The organism is Streptomyces sp. NPDC046931 (genome assembly GCF_040644655.1).
Classification (GTDB): Bacteria; Actinomycetota; Actinomycetes; order Streptomycetales; family Streptomycetaceae; genus Streptomyces.
Genome location: NZ_JBEYWX010000015.1, coordinates 110,059 through 131,511 on the forward strand (window position 1 = coordinate 110,059; position 21,453 = coordinate 131,511).

Consider the following 21,453-nt stretch of genomic DNA (forward strand, 5'->3'; position numbering starts at 1 on the left):
GGGTCTACGCCGACCAGGGGTACGCCATTTGGTCCGTTTCAACACGGGTCCAGGCGCACCGACGACCGCGCGGGCCGTCTGCGGGGGGTGACCGGACCGTGGTCAACTCCACACCCGGGGCCCGCCGGTCACTGCCTGTCAGTCCGGTCCCGGTGGCACCGCGATCCGGGCCGTGCGGCGCTCGCCGTCGAGGACGCGCAGGGCCCGGGCCAGCGTGGTGCCGTGCAGTTCGTGCTCCCCGCGCTGGTGCATGACCGTCAGCGCGTCGCGCAGGGCCACCGCCTTGGCCGCCAGGGCCTGGGCGGCGCGCAGTCCGCGGTAGGTGTCCCCGGAGTGCACCGGGTTGATGCGTCCGAGCAGATCGACGACGTCGAGGTATCGGTCGATCAGCTCGGCCTCGGCCCGGGTCAGCGCGGGCAGCGGGGGCAGTTCGGGCGGCAGCATCGGCGGCTCACCTCGCGTCGGACGCGGCGCGCGACGCCTTGCGACTGGGGATGATGCCGTCGATCAGTCCATACTCCACCGCGGCGGGCGCGTCGAGGATCGTGTCCCGCTCGATGTCGGCGGCGATCCGCTCGGGGCTCTGGCCCGTGTGGCGCACCAGCATCTCCTCCAGCCGCCCCCGGACGCGTGTCAGTTCCTCGGCCTGGATCGCCAGATCACTGGCCTGTCCGTGAACGGGTTCCGGCAGGGATGGCTGGTGGATCAGCACGCGTGCTCCGGGCAGTGCGTATCGCTTGCCCGGTGTGCCCCCCGCCAGCAGCACGGCGGCCGCGGACGCCGCCTGGCCGAGGCAGACCGTCTCCACGTCACAGCCGACGTACTGCATCGTGTCGTAGACGGCGGTCATCGCGCTGAACGAGCCACCCGGGGAGTTGATGTACAGCGAGATGTCGCGGTCCGGATCCAGGTACTCGAGATGCATGAACTGCGCCATCACATCGTTCGCCGACGTGTCGTCGACCGGCGTCCCCAGGAACACGATCCGCTCGTCCAGCAGTTTCGCGTAGGGATCGAGGGTCCGGTGCCCGTAGCCGGTCCGCTCGGTGAACTCGGGCAGCACATGACGGGCGGACGGTCGGTTCATGGCACGGCCTCCTCGGAATCGCTCTCCTGTTAAAAATGTACAGGACGTACATTACCTGGAGGGGTGCTGCACGCTGAGAGCGAAAAGGGCGGGTCGCAGGTCCGCGTGATCTTCGCCCCGGAGGCTTGCCGGGGCCTCGGTCTAAGCTGGACCTCATGGCCTACGAGATTCCGGTGACGCAAGCCAGGGCTGAGCTCGCCGATCTGATCAACCGCGTGGTGTACGGCGGCGAGCGTGTCGTCGTGACGCGGCACGGGAAGCCTCTCGTCGCCCTGGTCTCCGCCGCCGACCTCGAGCGGCTCGCCGCACTGGACGCAGCGGAGGAGCAGGTGATCAGCTCGGTCTCCGGCGTCCGCGAGGTCCCCACGGTCCCGCGTGAGCGCCACCGCTTCGGCATCACCGCGGAACACCGGGGGCCGAACGCCTCCTGACCATCGGCGGCGGGGCGAGGTCCTTCGCCCCGGCCCCGTACGGCGCCGGACCCCGGTGGCGCCGTCCGACGCGGCGGTCGGCGCCCAGTCGTCCCGCCGCAACCGGCGTCAGGCGACCCGGGTGCAGCGCTGCCGGGCCGGCCGCAGTGAACGGCCCAGCTCGCGCACCAGGTCGGCGGGACGTGCCGTGCCCGCCGGGAACCGGCGCCGGTCCAGCACCGTCAGCGCCGCGCACTCCAACAGAAGGGTGCGCACGAGAGTCTCGTGCGCCGCACCCAGCGGTCCCGGTCGAGCGGGCCGGTGAAGCCGCTCCCGCCGTGCCCGGCGGCGTACGCGGCGATGACGACGGCCCGCTGCCCTCCGCTCGCCTAGGGCCTCGATGGGCGCCACGACGTCGCCGAGGTGCGGGACCGTGTAATCCTCGATCCGCTCCGGGCGCGAGGTGCGGCCGTGGCCGCACCGGCCCGGTACGGCTCCGGTCGACGCGGCCGGAAGGCGCGGGCGGTCGGTGGTGTGGCGCGTCGAGGCTGATGCCCGCTCGGCAGCGGTCCCGGAGCGGGATGGATCGCGACGAGCACGTTAACGCGCTCGAAACGCGGTCCAACTAGCCTGCCCATCCATGCCACCAGGGACTTTGCCCTGTGGCTGCGGCAACCGGGCCCCGCACGGTCCGGAGCGAGGACGGTGAGTGGAGCATGCAACTGACCCCGCATGAGCAGGAGAGGCTCCTGATCCACGTGGCGGCCGACGTGGCCGAGAAGCGCCGCGCCCGCGGACTCAGGCTGAACCATCCCGAGGCGGTCGCACTCATCACGTCGCACATCCTCGAAGGCGCCCGGGACGGCCGTACGGTCGCCGAACTGATGGCTTCCGGGCGCAGGCTGCTCACCCGGGACGACGTCATGGAGGGGATCCCGGAGATGATCCGCGACGTCCAGGTCGAGGCCACCTTTCCGGACGGCACCAAGCTCGTCACCGTCCACGACCCGGTCGTCTGACGGGGAGCGGCCGCCATGATTCCCGGAGAGATCCTGTTCGCGCAGGAGCCCGTCGTCTGCAACGAGGGCCGCGAGGTCACCCGGCTGACCGTGCTCAACACCGCCGACCGGCCCGTCCAGGTCGGATCCCACTACCACTTCGCCGAGGCCAACCCGGGACTGGACTTCGACCGCGCGGCCGCACGCGGCAAGCGGCTGAACATCGCCGCGGGCACCGCCGTGCGCTTCGAGCCCGGCATCCCCGTGGAGGTGGAACTCCTCCCGCTCACCGGCGCCCGTGTCGTCCCCGGTCTGCGCGGGGAGACCGGAGGTGCGCTCGATGCCTGAGATCTCGCGCGCCGCGTACGCCGACCTGTTCGGGCCGACCACCGGCGACCGCATCCGGCTCGCCGACACCGATCTGCTCGTCGAGATCGAGGAAGACCGTTCCGGCGGTCCGGGCCTCTCCGGCGACGAGGCGGTGTTCGGCGGCGGCAAGGTCATCCGTGAGTCCATGGGCCAGTCGCGGGCGACACGTGCCGAGGGCACTCCCGACACCGTCATCACCGGTGCCGTCGTCATCGACCACTGGGGCGTCGTCAAGGCAGACATCGGCATCCGTGACGGCCGGATCTGCGCCCTGGGCAAGGCCGGCAACCCGGACACGATGGACGGCGTCCACCCCGACCTGGTGATCGGCCCGGAGACGGAGATCATCGCGGGCAACGGCCGCATCGTGACCGCCGGAGCCATCGACGCCCACGTCCACTTCATCTGCCCCCGGATCGCCGACGAGGCGCTCGCCGCGGGCATCACCACCCTGGTCGGCGGCGGCACCGGACCCGCCGAGGGCTCCAAGGCGACCACCGTCACCCCCGGACCCTGGCATCTGGCCAGGATGCTGGAGGCGATGGAGGCGTACCCGCTCAACCTCGGGCTCCTCGGCAAGGGCAACACCGTCTCGCACGACGCGATGCTCTCCCAGATCCGCGGCGGCGCCCTCGGCCTCAAACTGCACGAGGACTGGGGCTCCACACCCGCCGTCATCGACGCCGCACTGACCGTCGCCGACCGCACCGGCATCCAGGTCGCGATCCACACCGACACCCTCAACGAAGCCGGGTTCGTGGGCGACACACTCGCCGCCGTGGCCGGCCGCGGCATCCACGCCTACCACACCGAGGGAGCGGGCGGCGGGCACGCGCCGGACATCATGACCGTGGTGTCCGAGCCGCATGTGCTGCCCAGCTCCACCAACCCGACCCGTCCGTTCACCGTCAACACCGCCGAGGAGCACCTCGACATGCTGATGGTGTGCCACCACCTGAACGCTGCGGTGCCCGAGGACCTCGCCTTCGCGGAGTCACGGATCCGGCCCTCCACGATCGGCGCGGAGGACATCCTGCACGACCTGGGCGCGATCTCCATCATCTCCTCCGACTCCCAGGCGATGGGCCGCGTCGGCGAGGTCATCATGCGCACCTGGCAGACGGCCCATGTGATGAAACGGCGACGCGGGGCCCTGCCAGGCGACGGCCGCGCGGACAACCACCGCGCACGTCGCTATGTCGCCAAGTACACGATCAACCCGGCGCTCGCGCAGGGCCTCGCCCACGAGATCGGCTCCGTGGAGACCGGCAAGCTCGCCGACCTGGTGCTGTGGGAGCCCGCGTTCTTCGGCGTCAAGCCGCAGCTCGTGATCAAGGGAGGCCAGATCGCGTACGCGCAGATGGGCGACGCCAACGCCTCCATCCCGACCCCGCAGCCGATCCTGCCGCGCCCGATGTACGGGGCGATCGGGCGGGCACCGGCCTCCAACTCGGTCAACTTCGTGGCGCCTCTGGCCATCGAGGACGGGCTGCCGGAACGGCTCTCGCTCGGGAAGAGGTTCGTGGCCATCGAGTCCACACGCGGGGTCACCAAGGCGGACATGCGCGAGAACGACGCCCGGCCCCGGGTGCGGGTCGACCCCGACAGCTTCGCCGTACACATCGACGGGGAGCTGGTCGAGGCCACACCGGCCGCCGAACTGCCCATGGCCCAGCGGTACTTCCTCTTCTGATGCCAACGTCAGCACTTCTCGTCCTGGCCGACGGCCGCTTCCCCGCCGGAGGGCACGCACACTCCGGCGGGGCCGAGGCGGCCGTTCGTGCCGGGCGGATCACCGGGGCCGCAAGCCTGGAGGACTTCTGCCGCGGACGGCTGCACACCACCGGGCTGGTCTCGGCCTCCCTCGCCGCGGCGGCCGCGCTCGGTGCGGACCCGGTCACGCTGGACGCCGCAGCGGACGCCCGTACACCGTCGTCCGCGCTCCGCGTCGCCTCGCGCAGGCTGGGACGGCAGCTGATGCGGGCGGCGCGGGCCGCCTGGCCATCGGGGGAACTCGACGCCCTGGCGCGCCGGTTCCCCAAGGGCGCGCACCAGCCGGTGGTCCTGGGACTCGCGGCCCGGGCCGCGGGACTCGGGGCGCAGGACGCCGCGTACTGCTCCGCGTACGAGAGCGTGAGCGGACCCGCGACCGCGGTCGTACGGCTGCTGAGCCTGGACCCCTTCGACGCGTCGGCCGTGCTCGCGCGGCTGGCGCCCGAGCTGGACCGGGTGGCCGACCGCGCGGGCGAAGCGGCCCGCCGTGTGCCGTCCGACGGGGTCGAGGCACTGCCCGCCGCGTCCGCCCCCCTGCTGGAGATCACAGCGGAGGACCACGCCACGTGGCCTGTACGTCTGTTCGCGTCGTAGGGCCCTCCCGGCCCGTGCCCGGGGCTCCGACCCCGGACCCCCGTTCCCCTGAACGGCCTCGTCCCCTCTCGCCGGACGGGCCGGTTCGACCAGCCCCGGCTGAACTGGAGCCGCAATCATGCACCTCGACCACACCCACGACGGTCCCACCGCCGTCTCCGCCGACGCCCACCGCCCCGACGGCAGGCGCCGTGCCCTGCGGATCGGTCTCGGCGGGCCCGTCGGATCCGGCAAGACCGCCACCGTCGCCGCGCTCTGCCGGGCCTTGCGGGACGATGTGTCCCTCGCCGTCGTGACCAACGACATCTACACCCGGGAGGACGCCGAGTTCCTGCTGCGGGAGGCCGTGCTGCCGCCCGAGCGGATCACCGCCGTGGAGACGGGAGCCTGTCCGCACACCGCCATCCGGGACGACATCTCCGCCAACCTCGAAGCGGTGGAGGACCTGGAGGACGAGGCCGGGCCGCTCGACCTGATCCTCGTCGAGTCCGGCGGGGACAACCTCACCGCGACCTTCTCCAAGGGGCTCGTCGACGCGCAGATCTTCGTCATCGATGTCGCGGGCGGGGACGACATTCCGCGCAAGGGCGGCCCCGGTGTCACCACCGCGGACCTGCTCGTCGTCAACAAGACCGACCTCGCACCGTACGTCGGGTCCGATCTCGCCCGGATGGCCGCCGACGCGAAGGCCCAGCGGGCCGGACTGCCCGTCGTGTTCCAGTCCCTGCGGACCGAGACCGGCGTCGGCGAGGTGGCCGGCTGGGTGCGGGCGCGGCTCGCCGCGTGGACGGCGTGACGACGGGGGTACGGGCCACCGCGCGGATCGTGGCCCGGGACGACGGCCGGGGCGGCACGTCCCTGCCGGTGCTGGCGGGCGAGGGACCGCTCGCGCTCCGCCGGACGCGCGCGAGCGGGGACGAGGCGCGGGTCGTGCTCGTCGGCGCGATGAGCGGGCCGCTCGGCGGGGACCACTTCACCCTCGAGGCGGACGTGGGCGGCGGCGCCCTGCTCCACGTGGGGTCGGCCGCCGCCACCCTCGCGCTGCCCGGCCAGGCCAAGGGCGAGGCCCGCTACGACGTCCGGCTCGAGGTGGCCGCCGACGGCGAACTGCGCTGGCTGCCGCAGCAGTTGATCTCGGCCCGGGGCAGCGAGCTGTATGTCTCCTCGCGCATCGACCTCGCGCCGGGCGCCCGCCTGGTGTACCGCGAGGAGCAGGTCCTCGGGCGCGTCGAAGAGGAACCCGGACGGCTCACCAGCCGTCTGACCGTACGCCTGGCCGGGCGCCCGCTGCTCGACCAGGAGATGGCCTGCGGTCCGGGTGCCCCGGGCGGGTGGGACGGGCCCGCGGTCCTGGCGGGACATCGGGCACTGGGGCAACTCCTCGTCGTACGGCCCGAGTTCGGCGAGTCTCCGGCCAGGGCACGGATGCTGGGGGAGTGGGCCGCGCTCACTCCGCTCGCCGGGCCCGCCGTGCTCGTCACCGCGGTCGCGCCGGACGCGCTGCGGCTGCGCCGGCTACTGGACGAGGCGCTGGGGGCCATGCTCTGACCGGTGTTGCCCGCTGGGCGGAGCCCTGAGTACCGGTTATCGGATTGGTAAAGAAGCCCAACCCCCTCTGTTCTCAGGGAACTCAGAGCAGAAAGGATCCCGTACGAATCACAACCTTGTACGGGGAGGTCCCACTTGAGGGGAATCAGACCGACGAGACGAGCGACCGCGCTCGGCTCAGCGGGGGCGCTCGTCACGGCGACGCTCATAGCCGGTGCCGTGGCGGCACCGTCGGCCACCGCCGACTCGCGCCACGGCCAGGACCGGGAGGCCCGCGGCGTCGCCATCGCCGCCGCACGCGCCGCCAAGGCCGGGATCGACTGGCGTGACTGCCCGGCCGACTGGGGACTGGAGAAGCCCATCCAGTGCGGCTGGGTCAGCGTCCCGGTCGACTACGCCCACCCGAACGGCAAGCAGATCAAGCTCGCCGTCGACCGCATCGGGAACACGGGCACCAAGAAGGAGCGCCAGGGCGCCCTCGTGTACAACCCCGGCGGCCCCGGCGGCTCCGGGCTGCGCTTCCCGCGCCGGATCACCACCAAGAGCCCGCTGTGGGCAAATGTCTCGAAGGCGTACGACTTCGTCGGCTTCGACCCGCGCGGAGTCGGCCACTCGGCGCCCATCTCCTGCACGGACCCGCAGGAGTTCGTGAAGGCGCCCAAGGCGGACCCGGTCCCCGACTCCTACGCGGACAAGCTCGCCCAGCGCAAGCTCGCCCGTCAGTACGCGGAGGGCTGTGCCGAGCGCACCGGCCGGGCGATGCTCCAGCAGATGACCACGCCCAACACCGCGCGCGACCTGGACGTCATCCGGGCCGCTCTCGGCGAGAAGAAGCTCAACTACCTGGGCGTCTCGTACGGCACCTATCTCGGCGCCGTCTACGGCACCCTCTTCCCTGGCCACGTCCGCCGCATGATCGTCGACAGCGTGGTCAACCCGTCGCGGGAGAACATCTGGTACCAGGCCAACCTGGACCAGGACGTCGCCTTCGAGGGCCGCTGGAAGGACTGGGAGGACTGGGTCGCGGCGAACGACGCCTCCTTCCACCTGGGCGCCACCCGCGCCGCGGTGCAGGCGAAGTGGCTCGAGCTGCGTGCCACGGCGAAGAAGAACCCGATCGGCGGAGTCGTCGGCCCCGCCGAGCTGATCTCCTTCTTCCAGAGCGCCCCGTACTACGACTCCTCGTGGGTGCCGGTCGCCAGCGTCTTCAGCAAGTACGTCGCCGGTGACACCAAGGCACTCGTCGACGCGGCCGCACCCGACCTGTCGGACACGGCGGGCAACATCGCCTCCGAGAACGGCAACGCCGTCTACACGGCCGTCGAGTGCACCGACGCCAAGTGGCCCACCAGCTGGCGGAAGTGGGACCGCGACAACACCCGGCTCAACAAGGACTACCCGTTCATGACCTGGGCCAACGCCTGGATGAACCTGCCGTGCGCCACCTGGCCGGTCAAGCAGCGGACCCCGGTGGACGTCAAGACCGGCAAGGGTCTGCCCAGCGTCCTGATCGTGCAGTCCACGCGTGACGCCGCCACGCCGTTCGGCGGCGCCGTCGAACTGCACAAGCGCTTCAAGGGCTCCCGCCTGATCATCGAGAAGGACGCGGGCTCCCACGGCGTGACCGGTCTGGTCAACCCGTGCATCAACACCCGGGTGGACGCGTACCTGCTCACCGGCAGGACGGACCACGCGGACGTGACCTGCACGCCGCACGCCACGCCGAAGCCGTAGGCGTCATCCCGCGCACGCGACGTACGCGTACGTCGTAGGCACACGTCGTTCACACGCGACCTACGGGTATGTCGTGCGCAGGCGCGAAGGGGGCGGCCGGACACCGGCCGCCCCCTGATCGTGTCCGGGCTCGGTCCAGCGCCGGACTCAGCCCAGCGGCATCCGCGGCAACCTGGACGCCCTCTCGCCCGCCTTCCCGGCCTCCTCGGCCTTGACGACCGCCGCGTACCGGTCGACGTACTCCTGCTCGGAGAGGGACAGGATGGCGTACATGATCTCGTCGGTGACGGCGCGCAGCACGGCCTTCTCGTTCTCCAGGCCGGCGTAGCGGGAGAAGTCCAGGGGCTTGCCGAAGCGGATCGTCACGGGGTGGATACGGGGGAGGGTCCGGCCCGGCGGCTGGGCTTCGAACGTGCCGATCATCGCGCAGGGAACCACGGGGACCTGGGCCTTGAGAGCCATCACGGCGACCCCGACCTTGCCCTTGTACAGACGCCCGTCGTGGGAGCGGGTGCCCTCCGGGTAGATGCCCAGCAGCTCGCCCTTGCGCAGTACGCCGAGGCCCTCGCGGATCGCCGCCTGTCCGGCCTCCTTGCCGGTGCGGTCCACCGGGATCTGGCCGGCGCTGCGGAAGAACGCGGCGATCAGACGGCCCTTGATGCCGGGCCCCGTGAAGTACTCGGCCTTCGCGAGGAACGTGATGCGGCGTTTGAGGATCGCGGGCATCAGGAAGTGGTCCGAGAAGGAGAGGTGGTTGCCGGCCACGATGGCCGGCCCGTCGGCCGGCACATGTTCGAGGCCCTCGATCCTCGGCCGGAAGACCAGTCTCAGCAGGGGGCCGAGAATGACGTATTTGAGCAGGTAGTAGAACAAGGGCATCGCTCCTCACTCCGGCGGATCGGCTCGACCGCCGTGTTCCAGCAGCTCAACCGGCATGTGATGGGGAGTCAGTGTACGGTTGGGCGCGATCGGCGGGAACCGGGCGGACCGGACTCGCGCCGGGCCCCCGGGCGGGGGCCCGGGCCGGGGTGAGGGAACGGCGGTGGCCGAAGACACCGCGAAGGGAACGGCCGGCGCACATACCGATGGGCCGTGACCGATCACAGATAGTATTCGTCCTCCTGCTTCGGGTAGACGGACGACGACTCGCCGCTCCCGCGACGGCCGTGCTGCTGCTCTTCCAGCCGGTGCTGGCGTTCCTGGCGCGCCTGTTCCTGGGCGCCGAGGGTCTCCTCGGTCATGTCCCGAAGGTGACCCGACTCGTCCTCGAACGGGTGGCGTTCCCGGTCGGTCATGGCGGCTCACTCCTCGACGAGGTGAGACAAGGGGGTATGGCTCCGCCCCGATCAGCGTGGCATGAGTCGCAGGGCCCTGCATATCGGTCGGCGGGAAAGGCGATCGCGGCGGGCTTGCGCTGAATGGCGTGCTCCGACGCGGTCCCGCCCGCTAGGCCCTGCCATCCGCGTCCCGCCTGCCCCGCGCCGCCGGCCGCGCGACTTCGGGCGGACCGAACGCGGCTTCGGCCGGACCGAACAGCGCCCGGGTCTCGGTCAGCGCGAGCAGCCTCCGCACGGCCGGTCCCGTGGCGCCCAGGACGAGGGCCTTGCCGTCCTCCAGGGCCCGGCGCCGCACACAGAGCAGGACATTGAGGCCGGAGCAGTCACAGAAGTCCACGGCCCCCAGATCGAGATCGACACCGCTCACCGAACGGCGCAGGGCCTCCCGCAGGGCGCGGTGCAGCGCCCTCTCCGTGTCGAGGTCGACCTGGCCCGACACCACCGCGGCCACCCGGTCCCCCGCGTCATGCGTCTCCACGGTCAGGCCCGGCGACGTGCGCTCCGTCATGGCAGCCTCCCGAACCGGCCCGCACGAACTCCCAGCGGCTCCAGGCTCTGCCCGTCCCGAGTCGCATGTCAAGGCATACCGGAAATGCCTTTCGTCCTTTTGTATTCATGTACGGGGCCGCCTACCCTCGGGGCTATGGGTGGAGTGCCTGAACCGCACACCGGGTGGACGTTCCTCACCAACCACGCACGCGTTCTGGCCGCGATCGCCGACGACCGGACCAGCCGGATCCGTGACATCGCCGCCCACTGCCGGCTGACCGAACGCGCCGTCCAGAAGATCATTTCTGATCTGGAGCACGACGGCTATCTCACGCACACCCGCGAAGGGCGCTCCAACACCTACCGCATCCAGCCGGGCAAGCTCCTCAGGCACCCGGCCGAGGCGAGCCTGACCGTCTCCGACCTGCTCGCGCTGCTCGCCCGGCACGAAGCCCGGCACACCAGCAGGCAGCAGCACCAGCACCAGTGACGCCACGCGGGGTGTGCAGCTCCCGCGCGGACCGGGTACTCGCACGTCCCGGTCACGAGAGGAGCGCACAGTGAGCACCGCAACGGGTAAGAAGATCGTGGTCACGGGTGCCACCGGCAACGTGGGCACCAGCCTCGTACGCCTGCTCGCCGAGGACCCGGACGTGGACAGTGTGCGGGGCCTCGCGCGCCGCGTCCCCGACCTCGGCCCCGACCGGGTGCAGTGGTCGCAGGCCGACATCACGTCGAAGGCGGCCGACCTGGTGAAGGAGTTCGAGGGCGCCGACGCGGTCGTGCACCTGGCGTGGGCGTTCCAGCCGACGCACGATCCCGTCGCGACCTGGGAGACCAATGTGCTCGGCAGCATCCGGGTCTTCGAGGCCGTCGCCGCCGCCGCGGTGCCCACCCTGGTGTACGCCTCGTCCGTCGGCGCGTACTCCCCGGGTCCCAAGCATGACGCCGTCGACGAGTCCTGGCCGACGCACGGCTGGCCGGACGCCGCTTACACCCGCGAGAAGGCCTACCTCGAGCGGTTCCTCGACGGCTTCGAGCACGAGACCCCCTGGACCCGGATCGTCAGGATGCGGCCCGCCTTCCTTTTCAAACGGGAGTCGGCGAGCGAACAGCGGCGGATCTTCGGCGGACGGTTCCTGCCCGGACCGCTGGCCCGGCCCGAACTGCTGCCATTCCTGCCGGACATCGCCGGTCTGCGGGTGCAGGCCCTGCACACCGACGACGGGGCCCGCGCGTACCAGCTCGCGATCCACAGTGACGTGCGAGGGGCGTTCAACCTGGCCGCCGATCCGCCCCTCGACGCGGCCGTCCTGGGCGAGCTCCTGGGGTCCCGTCCCGTACGGCTGCCCCGCACCGCCGCACGGTCGGCGCTCGCCGCCGCGTGGGGACTGCGTCTGCTTCCCGCCTCACCGCATCTCTTCGACGCCGTACTGCGCCTGCCGCTCATGGACTGCGCCCGCGCGCACACCGAACTGGGCTGGCGGCCGCAGCGGACGGCGACCGAGGTGCTGGAGGAGTTCATTCAGGGGCTCCAGGAGGGCGCCGGCGCGCCGACCACACCGCTGCGCGGCCGCAAGGTCGGCTGAGGCGCCGTCCGGGCGGCGGGCCATGGCGTTGCAGGTGGCGGTGTGCGGGCCGGCGCGGTGCGGGGAGAGCGAGTGGGATCTCGCCCACGAACTGGGACGTCTGCTCGCGGAGCGCGGAGCCGTGGTGATCTGCGGAGGGCACGGCGGGGTGATGGCCGCCGTCGCGGCGGGCGCCCGGTCGCGCGACGGCGTGGTCGTCGGGATCCTGCCGGGGGCCGACCGCAGCGGGGCCGGGCCGGATCTGAGCGTTGCGATCGCCACCGGCCTCGGGCAGGCACGCAACAGCGTGATCGTCCACAGCGGGGACGCCGTCGTCGTGGTCGGGGGCTCCTGGGGCACGCTCTCCGAGCTGGCCCTGGCCATGCGCCGGGGCGGGGTGCCCGTGGTCCAGCTCGGCGACGGCTGGCGGCTCGTCGACGCCGAGGGACGCCAGGTGCCGGGCGTACGGCACGCGCGGACGCCCGCCGAGGCGCTCGACCTGACGGGGCTGTGGGCCTGACCGGCGCACGCCCGGCCGGGGCACGGGCGGGACAACGGCACCCGGAGCCCGTAGGGGCCGGGCTTCCGGGTGCCGTTGCCGGCGATCAGGCCGTCAGGACCCGCTCCAGCGCCTCCAGCGCCGATCCCAGCTCCTCGCCCGTGATCGTCAGCGGCGGGGCCAGGCGAATCGTCGAGCCGTGGGTGTCCTTGGCGAGGATGCCCTCCCGCATGAGGCGCTTGCTGATCTCACGGCCGGTGCCGATCGCGGGGTCGATGTCGACGCCCGCCCACAGCCCGCGCGAGCGGAAGCCCACGACGCCCTTGCCGAGGAGCGCGGTGAGACCGTCCCGCAGCACCACGCCCAGCTCGGCCGCCCTGCGCTGGAACTCGCCCGTCTCCAGGAGACCGACGACCGCCGAGCCGACGGCCGCGGCCAGCGGGTTGCCGCCGAACGTCGAACCGTGCTCGCCCGGCTTGAGCACGCCGAGCACCTCACGGCGTGCGACCACCGCGGACACCGGCACGATGCCACCGCCGAGCGCCTTGCCGAGCAGCAGCGCGTCCGGCACCACCCCTTCGTGGTCCACGGCCAGGGTGCTGCCCGTCCGGCCGAGGCCCGACTGGATCTCGTCGGCGATGAACAGGCAACCGGCGCGGTGGGTGAGGTCACGGACCCCGGCGAGATAGCCGTCGTCGGGGATGATCACACCCGCCTCGCCCTGGATGGGCTCGATCAGCACGGCCGCCGTCGTCTCGTCGACGGCCGCCTCCAACGCGGCCAGGTCGTTGTACGGGACGATCCGGAAGCCCGGGGTGAACGGGCCGAAGCCCGACCGCGCCGTCTCGTCCGTCGAGAAGCTGACGATCGTCGTCGTACGCCCGTGGAAGTTGCCGGCCGCCACCACGATCGTCGCCCGGTCGGCGGGCACGCCCTTGACCTCGTACGCCCACTTGCGGGCCACCTTCACGGCGCTCTCCACCGCCTCGGCGCCCGTGTTCATGGGCAGGACCATGTCCAGACCGGTCAGCGCGGCCAGGGACTCCGCGAACTCGGCGAGCTGGTCGTTGTGGAACGCGCGGGAGGTGAGCGTCAGGCGGTCCAGCTGGCGGTGCGCCGCCTCGATCAGCACCGGGTTGCGGTGCCCGAAGTTGAGGGCCGAGTAGCCGGCGAGCATGTCGAGGTAGCGACGGCCCTCGACGTCCTCCACCCAGGTGCCCTCGGCGCGCGCCACCACCACGGGCAGCGGGTGGTAGTTGTGCGCGAGGACCGGCTGCTCGGCGCTGATCAACTCGTCGGACGAACGCGTACGGGCGGGAGCGGTCATGAACGGATCTCCTGAGTGCAGCACTTGATGCCGCCGCCGGCCTTGTGGAACTCGGAGAGGTCGACGGGGACGGGGTCGTAGCCGTGGTCGGCGAGCCGGGCGGCGAGCGCCTCGGCGCGGGGGGCGATGAAGACGTGGCGTCCGTCGGAGACGGAGTTGAGGCCGAAGGCCATCGCGTCCTCGCGGGTCGCGAGCACCGCGTCCGGGTACAGCCGGGCGAGCACCTCGCGGCTGCCGGGTGAGAACGCCTCCGGATAGTACGTGATGTTGTCGTCGTCGAGGACGAACAGCGCCGTGTCCAGGTGGTAGAAGTACGGGTCCACCAGGGTCAGGCTGATGACCGGGTGACCGAAGAACTCCTGCACCTCGCGGTGCGCCTCCCGCGTCGTGCGGAAGCCGGTCCCGGCCAGGAGATACCGTCCCGTCCAGACCAGGTCGCCCTCGCCCTCGCAGACGGACTCGGAGCGGTGCACGTCATAGCCGGCCGCCTTGAACCACGTCTCGTAGTGCTCGGACTCGGGGCGCCGCTCGGGAGCGTGGAAGAGGGAGCCGAAGACACGGCCGTCGACGACGACCGCCGAGTTGGCGGCGAACACCATGTCCGGGAGGCCGGGGACCGGGTCCACGGCGTCGACGGCGTGTCCGTGGTCGTGGTAGGCGCGGATCAGCCCCTGCCACTGCTCCCGGGCGAGGTCCACGTCGACCTTCGTGTCGGGATGCATCCACGGATTGATCGCGTACTGCACGGCGAAATGTCTGGGTTCGCAGACGAGGAAGCGCCGCCGGCGCGGCACACGGGTGTCGGTCACAGAGGGGTTCCTCCGCTTCCTGGGATGTCGAGTGAGGGTTGACCTAAAGGTAGGAAGCCGCGGAGACGGCCGACAAGAAACGATGACTGCGTCTTCACGCAGCAACACTGCGTCTTCCGGCTGGTCAGCGCACGTCTGCTGCGCGGCCGGGCGCGGCCTGGCTCGCCGCCGCCTCCGGGCTCTCGGGGAGGAGGTGGGACAGCACCATCACACTGATGGTCTTCCGGATGAAAGGCTCCGCGCGGATGCGCTCCAGCACCTCCTCGAAGTGCTCGACGTCCCGGGCCCGCACATGCAGCAGCGCGTCCGCTCCGCCCGTCACCGTCATCGCCGCGGTGATCTCCGGATGGTTGCGCACGACCTCCGCCAGGCGCCGCGGCGGCGCCGCGCCCTCGCAGTACACCTCCACGTACGCCTCCGTGCGCCAGCCCAGCGCCGACGGCTTCACCGTGGCCGTGAACCCGGTGATCACCCCCGACTCGCGCAGCCGGTCCACCCGGCGCTTGACCGCCGTCGACGACAGGCCGATGGCCGCGCCGATCTCGGCGAAACTGGTCCTGGCGTTCGCCATCAGAGCGGTGATGATCTTCCGGTCGAGCTCGTCGAACGGCCCTGGCCTGCTGTTCATGCGGGCACTGTATCCAGCAGGAACGTCCATGTTCCGCACATGTCCAGGCGTACGGAATGCTCCTACACTCCACGTTCATGCTGCGCGCGCTCGCCGTCGACGACGAACTCCCCTCGCTGGAGGAGCTGCTCCACCTGCTGCACACGGATCCGCGGATCGGCAGCGCGGAGGGCGCGGGCGACGCGACCGAGGCGCTGCGGCGCATCAACCGCGCCCTGCAGTCCGGACCGGACGGCCCCGACGCGATCGACGTCGTCTTCCTCGACATCCACATGCCCGGGCTCGACGGCCTGGAGATGGCCCGGCTGCTGACCGGCCTCGCCGAGCCACCGCTCGTCGTGTTCGTCACCGCGCACGAGGGCTTCGCCGTGCAGGCCTTCGACCTGAAGGCCGTCGACTACGTCCTCAAGCCGGTGCGCCGCGAGCGGCTCGCGGAGGCGGTGCGCCGGGCCGCGCAGCTGCGCCGGACCACGCCTCCGATACCGGTCCACGAACCCGACCCCGACCACATCCCGGTCGAGCTCGGCGGGGTGACGCGGTTCGTGCCCGTCGAGGACATCACGCACGTCGAGGCGCACGGCGACTACGCCCGACTGCACACCCCGCAGGGCAGCCACCTCGTCCGCATCCCGCTGTCCACCCTGGAGGAGCGCTGGCGCACGCGAAGTTTCCTCCGTATCCACCGCCGCCACCTCGTCGCCCTGCGGCACATCGACGAACTCCGCCTCGGCGCGGGCACGGTCAGCGTTCTCGTCGGCTCCGTCGAACTCCAGGTCAGCCGCCGGCACACCCGCGAGCTGCGGGACCTGCTGATGCGCCGGACCAGCGGCCGGTGAGGAGGACGGCGTGCCCCAGGACCCCACCCAGCGCCGTGTCGTCGTCACCGGGGCGCCCCGGCACCCCCGCCGGGCCTCCGGCTACTACCGCCCACGGACCGAGATCGACGAGCAGACCACCCTCGGTCACACCTACGTCCGCTCGTTGATGCGCAGTCAGCTACGGGCCGCACTCGCCGTGTTCGCGGTCCTGGTGCTCCTCGTGGGGCCACTGCCCCTGCTCTTCGCCGCCACCCGGAACAGGGGCCTGGAGTGGGCCGTCCTCGGCTTCTGCCTCTACCCGCCGCTGGTCCTGCTCGCCCGCTGGTATGTGCGACGTGCCGAGCGCAACGAGAGGGACCTCGTCCGTCTCGTCGAGGACCGCTGAGGCGCGGCCGTGAACCAGAACTACGCGGTCCCCGCGGTCGCCCTGGTCGTCCTCGCGACCGTCCTCGTCGGCGCCTTCGGCCTGCGCGTCTCCCGCACCACCTCGGACTTCTACGTCGCCTCCCGCACCGTGGGCCCCCGCCTCAACGCGGCCGCCATCAGCGGCGAGTACCTCTCCGCCGCCTCCTTCCTGGGCATCGCCGGACTGGTCCTCGTCCAAGGCCCCGGCATGCTCTGGTACCCGGTCGGCTACACCGCCGGCTATCTCGTCCTGCTCCTGTTCGTGGCCGCACCGCTGCGCCGCTCGGGTGCCTACACCCTGCCCGACTTCGCGGAGGCCCGGCTCGCCTCGCAGCAGGTGCGCCGGCTCGCCGGCGGCTTCGTCGTCGGGGTCGGCTGGCTGTACCTGCTGCCCCAACTCCAGGGCGCGGGACTCACCCTGGCCGTGCTGACCGGCGCCCCCGAACCGCTCGGCGGGGTCCTCGTCGCGGTCGTGGTGGTCGCCACGGTCGCCGCGGGCGGCATGCGCAGCATCACCTTCGTCCAGGCCTTCCAGTACTGGCTGAAACTCACCGCCCTGCTCGTCCCAGCGCTGTTCCTGGCGGTGGCCTGGCAGGGCGACGGCGCGCCCCGCGCCGCGTTCGCCGAACCCCCGGCCTTCCGCGACCACCAGGTGGTACGGATCGACGACACCCTCGATCTGAGACTGGCCGGCCCCCTCGCCGTGACGGCCACGGGCACCGTCGACGGACGGCGCTACGCGGGCCGGCGCGTACGCCTCACCGCCGGTGTCCACCGCATCGGTCACGGCACCCGGCTGGCCTTCGACCGGGGCGACCGGGTCCCCGCGCCCGTCGTCGGCCGGGGCGGCGACGGAGGCATCACGGCCCCGGCGGCGTCGGGCCCCGAGGAGCGCCCGCTGTACGCCACCTACGGACTGATCCTCGCCACCTTCCTCGGCACCATGGGCCTGCCGCATGTCGTGGTCCGCTTCTACACCAGCCCGCACGGGGTCGCCGCGCGCCGCACCACCGTCGCGGTGCTCGCCCTGATCGGCGCCTTCTACCTGCTGCCGCCCGTCTACGGCGCGCTGGGGCGGCTCTACGCCCCCGAACTCACCCTGACCGGTAACGCCGACGCGGCCGTCCTGCTGCTGCCCGGCCGGATGACCGGCGGGCTCGGCGGGGACCTGCTGGGCGCCCTGGTCGCCGGCGGGGCCTTCGCCGCGTTCCTGTCCACCGCGTCGGGTCTGACCATGGCGGTCGCCGGAGTGCTCACCCAGGACGTCCTGCCGTCCCGGGGCGTGCGGCACTTCCGGCTCGGGACGCTGCTGGCGATGGCGGTGCCGCTCGCGGCCAGCGTCCTGGTCGGCGGACTGCCCGTGGCCGACGCGGTCGGTCTCGCGTTCGCCGTGTCCGCGTCGTCGTTCTGCCCGCTGCTCGTCCTCGGCATCTGGTGGCGGCGGCTGACCCCGCCGGGCGCGGCCACCGGAATGCTGGTCGGCGGCGGCTCCGCGTTCGCCGCGGTCGCGATGACCATGGCGGGCCACCCGGGCAACGGCACCCCGCACACGCTGCTCGCCTGGCCGGCGCTCTGGTCGGTGCCGCTGGGATTCCTCACCATGGTGCTGGTGTCCCTGGCGACGCCGGGCCGGGTTCCCGCGGGGACGGACGCGATCCTGGCGCGGTTCCATCTGCCCGAGGAACTGAGGACGGAGGCGGAGGCATGAGCGGATTCCTCGCCGGCCTGTGCGTGGCCGTGCTCCCGCTGCTCGCCGCCGGTTTCTGGCTCGGCCGGCGCACCGCGCGCCCCGAGAGGCTCGGGGGGCTCGGCACGCCCGTCGAGCACGCCACCTTCCAGACCCTGCACACCGCCTCCCTGGCCGCGCCGCCGCTGCGCGCGGGGCTCACCGAGGACACGGCCCGCAGGTCCGCGCGGCGGCTGCGCACCCTGCTCGGCACCGACGCCCTCTGCCTGACCGACCGGGAGGCCGTGCTGGCCTGGGACGGCGTGGGGGAGCACCACCGGGACGAGGTGCTCCGGCGGCTCGGCGGCCCGCTGGAGAACGGCCGCGGTGAGGCCTTCCGCCTCCGTTGCGAGGCCCCCGACTGCCCGCTGCGCTGGGCCGTCGTCGCTCCCCTCACCGTCGACGACCGGGTGCACGGGACGCTGGTGGCCTGCGCGCCCCGGGAGTCCGCGGTCCTCGTCCGGGCCGCCGGCGAAGTCGCCCGCTGGGTCTCCGTGCAACTGGAGCTGGCGGACCTCGACCGGTCCCGTACCCGGCTCATCGAGGCCGAGATCAAGGCGTTGCGCGCCCAGATCTCCCCGCACTTCGTCTTCAACTCGCTCGCGGTGATCGCTTCGTTCGTGCGCACCGACCCCGAGCGGGCCCGCGAACTCCTCCTGGAGTTCGCCGACTTCACCCGCTACTCGTTCCGCAGGCACGGCGACTTCACCACGCTCGCCGACGAACTCCACGCCATCGACCAGTACTTGGCGCTCGTCCGGGCCCGCTTCGGCGAACGGCTCTCCGTCACCCTCCAGATCGCCCCCGAGGTGCTGCCGGTCACCCTGCCGTTCCTGTGCCTCCAGCCGCTCGTCGAGAACGCCGTCAAACACGGCCTCGAGGGCACCACCGACAAACGCCACATCAGCATCACCGCCCGGGACGCGGGCGCCGAGGCCCTGGTCGTCATCGAGGACGACGGCGCCGGAATGGACCCCGGGCTGCTGCGCCGCATCCTCGCCGGAGAAGCCGGCCCCTCCGGCGGCATCGGCCTGTCCAACGTGGACGACCGGCTGCGCCAGGTCTACGGCGACGACCACGGGCTCGTCATCGAGACCGCCCCGGGAGCGGGCATGAAGATCACCGCCCGGTTGCCGAAGTACCAGCCGGGAGTGCACTCGGCCGGGCGGCCGCCCCGGCAGTGAGCCTCAGGTGTCCCGGGTGAGCACCATGGCGAAGGTGAGCAGGCCGAGCACCACCCAGCCGAACCACAGCCAGCCGCTGCTGCCGAGCGCCACCGTGTAGGCCGTCACCACGACGAGCCCACCTACGGTCAGCACCCCCATCGTCTTCGTGGAACCGGGCATCGCAACACCCTCCTCATGGTTCGTCCTTCCCCATGGTGCCCCCGTTCTGCTTGCGCACGGTGCATACGACCAGATGAGTTCCGGTCTTCCACGCGGCGTTTCCCGCCCATGACGCGGCCTCGTAGCGTGACGGGTCGTAGCCGTAGTCCTTCGGCGGGACGTCCCGCGCGCACGCCGTGTCCGACAGGCTCTTCGCCCGAGTCAGGGTGGTGTCCGGGGCCAGCCGGGTGAAGCCGAGCACCTGCTGGTCGTGGGGCCCGGCACAGGAGACCAGCCGTGCCGCCGTCGGTGACAACGCATCCAGACAGTCCCGTTTCTGCATGTTCGCCGTGTCGACGAACCTCAGCCCCGGCCTGCGGTGGTCGCCGAGCGGCCCGTACACCGGCCCGTGCGCGCCCAGCACCAGACACGCGGTGCGCCGCCCGGCCGCCGCGAAGCCCGAGCGGGTGGGGACCACGGCGTAACTGCGCACGTCCGCGAGTTTGTCGCGGACCTCCCGGGTGCGCTGCTCACACGCGGCGGGACCCCGCCGGCGCGCCTCGTCGGCGGACGCGCTGGGGACCAGGGCCATGACCTGCCCGTCCGGGTTCCCCTCGGCGCAGCTCGGATCCACGGTCAGCCGTGGAGGGGCGTCGTCGAACGCGCGCCCGGGCCAGACGGCGACGACGCAGTCGCCGTTCTGGAGCGGGCGGGTGAGCGCGACGTCCGCACCGTACGGCTGCGCCGTCCCGCCCGACGCCGGGCGGTGCACGGCGTACCAGACCCCGCCCAGGGCGAGGACCAGCCCGAGGAGGCAGGCGACGAGGGCCCGCAGGAGATGTGACCGCCTCGGATGCGGCTCGCTCCGGCCGAGCGGCGGGCCGAAACCCGCTCCTCCGAGCACGTCCGGCCCGTACGACGAGCCGGGCGCGGCCGGAGCACCTGTCCGTACCCAGCCGGGAGGCGCCGCTCCCGAGGCCGGTGGAGCCTGCCCGGAACCTCCGTATCCGGCGGTGGGGACGGCGTCCGGCAGCGGCCGGCGCCGCGAGGTCTGGGTCGTCGCGGCGAAGCCTTCCCACGCCGGATGCGACCTCGGGTCGACCCGGGTGCGCGTCCGTGACACCGGGGTGACGACCGCGGCCAGCGCGGGTGCGGTGTCGCCCGCCGTGATCCGCAGCGCCGGGTCCTTGACCAGCATCGCGGACAGCAGTGGCGCCAGCGCCCCAGCTTGCTCCGGGGGCCGGGGCTCCTCCAGGACCACCGCGGTGACCTCCGCGATCTGTGTGTCACGTTCGAAGGGCCCGCACCCCTCCACCGCGAAGTACAGCGTGCAGCCCAGCGAGAACAGGTCCGCGGCGGCGGTCGGGGGCCCGCCCGTCGCTCGCTCCGGCGCCAGATAGCCCGGCGTCCCGACCAGCGCGGACGTCAGCGTGTACCGGGTCTCGCCCGCGTCCGGCTGCACCGCGATGCCGTAGTCGGTGAGCAGGACACGGGCGTACGGCGTCCCGGAGCGGTCGGGCGCCAGCAGGATGTTCGCCGGCTTCACGTCCCGGTGCATGACGCCCCGCTCGTGGCCGGCGGTGAGCGCGTCCAGCACGGCCAGCCCGATACGCGCGCATTCGGCGGGGGCGAGGGGGCCCTGCCGGTGGACCCGCTCGCGCAGGTCCAGCGCGCCGGGCACGTACTCCATGACGATCCACGGCAGACCCTCGTGCTCCAGCACATCGTGCACGGTGACCACGTGCGGGTGGCCCCGCAGCCCGGCCGCGAGCCGGGCCTCCGCGCGGGCACGGGCGACCCGGGTCGCCCGTTCCTCGGTCGCCTCGACCGAATCGCGGAACACGATCTCCTTGAGGGCGACCTCGCAGGCCAGCCGCTCGTCGTGGGCGAGCCACACATGGCCCATCGCGCCGCCGCCGAGCTGGTTGAGCAGGCGGTAGCGGCCGGCGATGACCCGGCCCACTCCGGACTGCGGTGATCCTGATGCCATCGCTCGCTCCCGAATCCAG

26 protein-coding genes are annotated in these 21,453 nt (G+C 72.3%); 15 read left to right on the plus strand and 11 right to left on the minus strand.

What is annotated here, in order from left to right; translation table 11 throughout:
* Positions 1 to 138: 138 nt before the first annotated feature.
* Both ABZ876_RS24785 and ABZ876_RS24790 read right to left on the minus strand, forming a co-directional pair.
* Positions 139 to 444, minus strand: coding sequence for a hypothetical protein (locus ABZ876_RS24785; protein WP_234518088.1), 306 nt, complete (start codon positions 442 to 444; stop codon positions 139 to 141).
* 7 nt (positions 445 to 451) lie between these two features.
* Entirely contained in the window at positions 452 to 1,087 is a 636-nt protein-coding gene (locus ABZ876_RS24790) for an ATP-dependent Clp protease proteolytic subunit (protein WP_361785149.1), read from the minus strand.
* Between the two features lie 155 nt (positions 1,088 to 1,242).
* Here ABZ876_RS24790 and ABZ876_RS24795 point away from each other — a divergent pair, with 155 nt between their 5' ends.
* The gene (locus ABZ876_RS24795) at positions 1,243 to 1,518 is read left to right on the plus strand and encodes a type II toxin-antitoxin system Phd/YefM family antitoxin (protein ID WP_361785152.1); all 276 of its coding nucleotides are present in this window, start codon (positions 1,243 to 1,245) and stop codon (positions 1,516 to 1,518) included.
* Positions 1,519 to 1,626: 108 nt separating this feature from the next.
* Here ABZ876_RS24795 and ABZ876_RS24800 read toward each other — a convergent pair whose 3' ends face one another.
* Positions 1,627 to 1,773 carry a hypothetical protein gene (locus ABZ876_RS24800; protein ID WP_361785155.1) on the minus strand — a complete coding sequence of 49 codons (147 nt, stop codon included), beginning with the start codon at positions 1,771 to 1,773 and terminating at the stop codon, positions 1,627 to 1,629.
* 440 nt (positions 1,774 to 2,213) lie between these two features.
* Between ABZ876_RS24800 and ABZ876_RS24805 the strand changes: the two genes are divergently transcribed.
* From ABZ876_RS24805 to ABZ876_RS24835, 7 genes are all read left to right on the plus strand, one after another.
* Complete coding sequence (locus ABZ876_RS24805) at positions 2,214 to 2,516, plus strand: urease subunit gamma (protein ID WP_361785158.1); 303 nt, start codon at positions 2,214 to 2,216, stop codon at positions 2,514 to 2,516.
* A gap of 15 nt (positions 2,517 to 2,531) precedes the next feature.
* Positions 2,532 to 2,843 carry an urease subunit beta gene (locus tag ABZ876_RS24810; protein WP_361785161.1) on the plus strand — a complete coding sequence of 104 codons (312 nt, stop codon included), beginning with the start codon at positions 2,532 to 2,534 and terminating at the stop codon, positions 2,841 to 2,843.
* Positions 2,836 to 4,557, plus strand: coding sequence for an urease subunit alpha (locus ABZ876_RS24815; RefSeq protein ID WP_361785164.1), 1,722 nt, complete (start codon positions 2,836 to 2,838; stop codon positions 4,555 to 4,557). Before ABZ876_RS24810 ends, ABZ876_RS24815 begins: the two co-directional genes overlap by 8 nt.
* A complete protein-coding gene (locus ABZ876_RS24820) occupies positions 4,557 to 5,231 on the plus strand; it encodes an urease accessory UreF family protein (RefSeq protein ID WP_361785167.1) in 675 nt (224 codons plus the stop codon). The genes ABZ876_RS24815 and ABZ876_RS24820 overlap by 1 nt, the downstream gene beginning before the upstream one ends.
* Positions 5,232 to 5,349: 118 nt before the next feature.
* Positions 5,350 to 6,027, plus strand: coding sequence for an urease accessory protein UreG (gene ureG / locus ABZ876_RS24825; RefSeq protein ID WP_361785170.1), 678 nt, complete (start codon positions 5,350 to 5,352; stop codon positions 6,025 to 6,027).
* Complete coding sequence (locus ABZ876_RS24830; protein ID WP_361785172.1) at positions 6,015 to 6,779, plus strand: urease accessory protein UreD; 765 nt, start codon at positions 6,015 to 6,017, stop codon at positions 6,777 to 6,779. The genes ureG and ABZ876_RS24830 overlap by 13 nt, the downstream gene beginning before the upstream one ends.
* Before the next feature lie 135 nt (positions 6,780 to 6,914).
* The gene (locus ABZ876_RS24835) at positions 6,915 to 8,513 is read left to right on the plus strand and encodes an alpha/beta hydrolase (protein WP_361785175.1); all 1,599 of its coding nucleotides are present in this window, start codon (positions 6,915 to 6,917) and stop codon (positions 8,511 to 8,513) included.
* A 147-nt stretch (positions 8,514 to 8,660) separates the two neighbouring features.
* Here ABZ876_RS24835 and ABZ876_RS24840 read toward each other — a convergent pair whose 3' ends face one another.
* From ABZ876_RS24840 to ABZ876_RS24850, 3 genes are all read right to left on the minus strand, one after another.
* Complete coding sequence (locus ABZ876_RS24840) at positions 8,661 to 9,386, minus strand: lysophospholipid acyltransferase family protein (RefSeq protein ID WP_361785425.1); 726 nt, start codon at positions 9,384 to 9,386, stop codon at positions 8,661 to 8,663.
* A 227-nt stretch (positions 9,387 to 9,613) separates the two neighbouring features.
* Positions 9,614 to 9,808 (minus strand): hypothetical protein, encoded by a 195-nt coding sequence (locus ABZ876_RS24845; RefSeq protein ID WP_361785178.1) that lies wholly within the window; start codon positions 9,806 to 9,808, stop codon positions 9,614 to 9,616.
* Between the two features lie 151 nt (positions 9,809 to 9,959).
* On the minus strand, positions 9,960 to 10,358 hold the full coding sequence (locus ABZ876_RS24850; RefSeq protein ID WP_361785181.1) for an STAS domain-containing protein: 399 nt from the start codon (positions 10,356 to 10,358) through the stop codon (positions 9,960 to 9,962).
* A gap of 135 nt (positions 10,359 to 10,493) precedes the next feature.
* On the opposite strand from ABZ876_RS24850, the gene ABZ876_RS24855 reads away from it, so the two are divergent.
* The 3 genes from ABZ876_RS24855 (at position 10,494) to ABZ876_RS24865 (ending at position 12,427) form a co-directional block, all read left to right on the plus strand.
* Positions 10,494 to 10,829, plus strand: a complete 336-nt coding sequence (locus tag ABZ876_RS24855) for an ArsR family transcriptional regulator (protein ID WP_361785184.1) — start codon at positions 10,494 to 10,496, stop codon at positions 10,827 to 10,829.
* Between the two features lie 70 nt (positions 10,830 to 10,899).
* Positions 10,900 to 11,928, plus strand: a complete 1,029-nt coding sequence (locus ABZ876_RS24860) for an SDR family oxidoreductase (RefSeq protein ID WP_361785187.1) — start codon at positions 10,900 to 10,902, stop codon at positions 11,926 to 11,928.
* Between the two features lie 22 nt (positions 11,929 to 11,950).
* Entirely contained in the window at positions 11,951 to 12,427 is a 477-nt protein-coding gene (locus tag ABZ876_RS24865; protein WP_361785190.1) for a TIGR00725 family protein, read from the plus strand.
* Between the two features lie 85 nt (positions 12,428 to 12,512).
* On the opposite strand, the gene rocD is transcribed toward ABZ876_RS24865, so the two are convergent.
* The 3 genes from rocD to ABZ876_RS24880 are packed head-to-tail and all read right to left on the minus strand — an operon-like array spanning position 12,513 to position 15,170.
* A complete protein-coding gene (rocD, locus tag ABZ876_RS24870; protein ID WP_361785193.1) occupies positions 12,513 to 13,733 on the minus strand; it encodes an ornithine--oxo-acid transaminase in 1,221 nt (406 codons plus the stop codon).
* Entirely contained in the window at positions 13,730 to 14,644 is a 915-nt protein-coding gene (ddaH, locus tag ABZ876_RS24875) for a dimethylargininase (RefSeq protein ID WP_361785428.1), read from the minus strand. Before ddaH ends, rocD begins: the two co-directional genes overlap by 4 nt.
* 22 nt (positions 14,645 to 14,666) lie before the next feature.
* Complete coding sequence (locus ABZ876_RS24880; protein ID WP_361785196.1) at positions 14,667 to 15,170, minus strand: Lrp/AsnC family transcriptional regulator; 504 nt, start codon at positions 15,168 to 15,170, stop codon at positions 14,667 to 14,669.
* 77 nt (positions 15,171 to 15,247) lie between these two features.
* Between ABZ876_RS24880 and ABZ876_RS24885 the strand changes: the two genes are divergently transcribed.
* Genes ABZ876_RS24885 through ABZ876_RS24900 form a run of 4 tightly spaced genes read left to right on the plus strand, consistent with a single transcriptional unit; the run spans position 15,248 to position 19,303 of the window.
* On the plus strand, positions 15,248 to 16,006 hold the full coding sequence (locus ABZ876_RS24885; protein ID WP_361785199.1) for a LytTR family DNA-binding domain-containing protein: 759 nt from the start codon (positions 15,248 to 15,250) through the stop codon (positions 16,004 to 16,006).
* A 10-nt stretch (positions 16,007 to 16,016) separates the two neighbouring features.
* Positions 16,017 to 16,373: a hypothetical protein gene (locus ABZ876_RS24890; RefSeq protein ID WP_361785202.1), complete on the plus strand. Its 357-nt coding sequence runs from the start codon at positions 16,017 to 16,019 to the stop codon at positions 16,371 to 16,373.
* Between the two features lie 9 nt (positions 16,374 to 16,382).
* The gene (locus tag ABZ876_RS24895) at positions 16,383 to 18,101 is read left to right on the plus strand and encodes a cation acetate symporter (protein WP_361785205.1); all 1,719 of its coding nucleotides are present in this window, start codon (positions 16,383 to 16,385) and stop codon (positions 18,099 to 18,101) included.
* Positions 18,098 to 19,303 carry a histidine kinase gene (locus ABZ876_RS24900; protein WP_361785207.1) on the plus strand — a complete coding sequence of 402 codons (1,206 nt, stop codon included), beginning with the start codon at positions 18,098 to 18,100 and terminating at the stop codon, positions 19,301 to 19,303. The genes ABZ876_RS24895 and ABZ876_RS24900 overlap by 4 nt, the downstream gene beginning before the upstream one ends.
* A 3-nt stretch (positions 19,304 to 19,306) precedes the next feature.
* On the opposite strand, the gene ABZ876_RS24905 is transcribed toward ABZ876_RS24900, so the two are convergent.
* Positions 19,307 to 19,465 (minus strand): hypothetical protein, encoded by a 159-nt coding sequence (locus tag ABZ876_RS24905; protein ID WP_234518109.1) that lies wholly within the window; start codon positions 19,463 to 19,465, stop codon positions 19,307 to 19,309.
* Between the two features lie 13 nt (positions 19,466 to 19,478).
* Positions 19,479 to 21,434, minus strand: a complete 1,956-nt coding sequence (locus tag ABZ876_RS24910) for a protein kinase (protein WP_361785211.1) — start codon at positions 21,432 to 21,434, stop codon at positions 19,479 to 19,481.
* Positions 21,435 to 21,453: the final 19 nt, after the last annotated feature.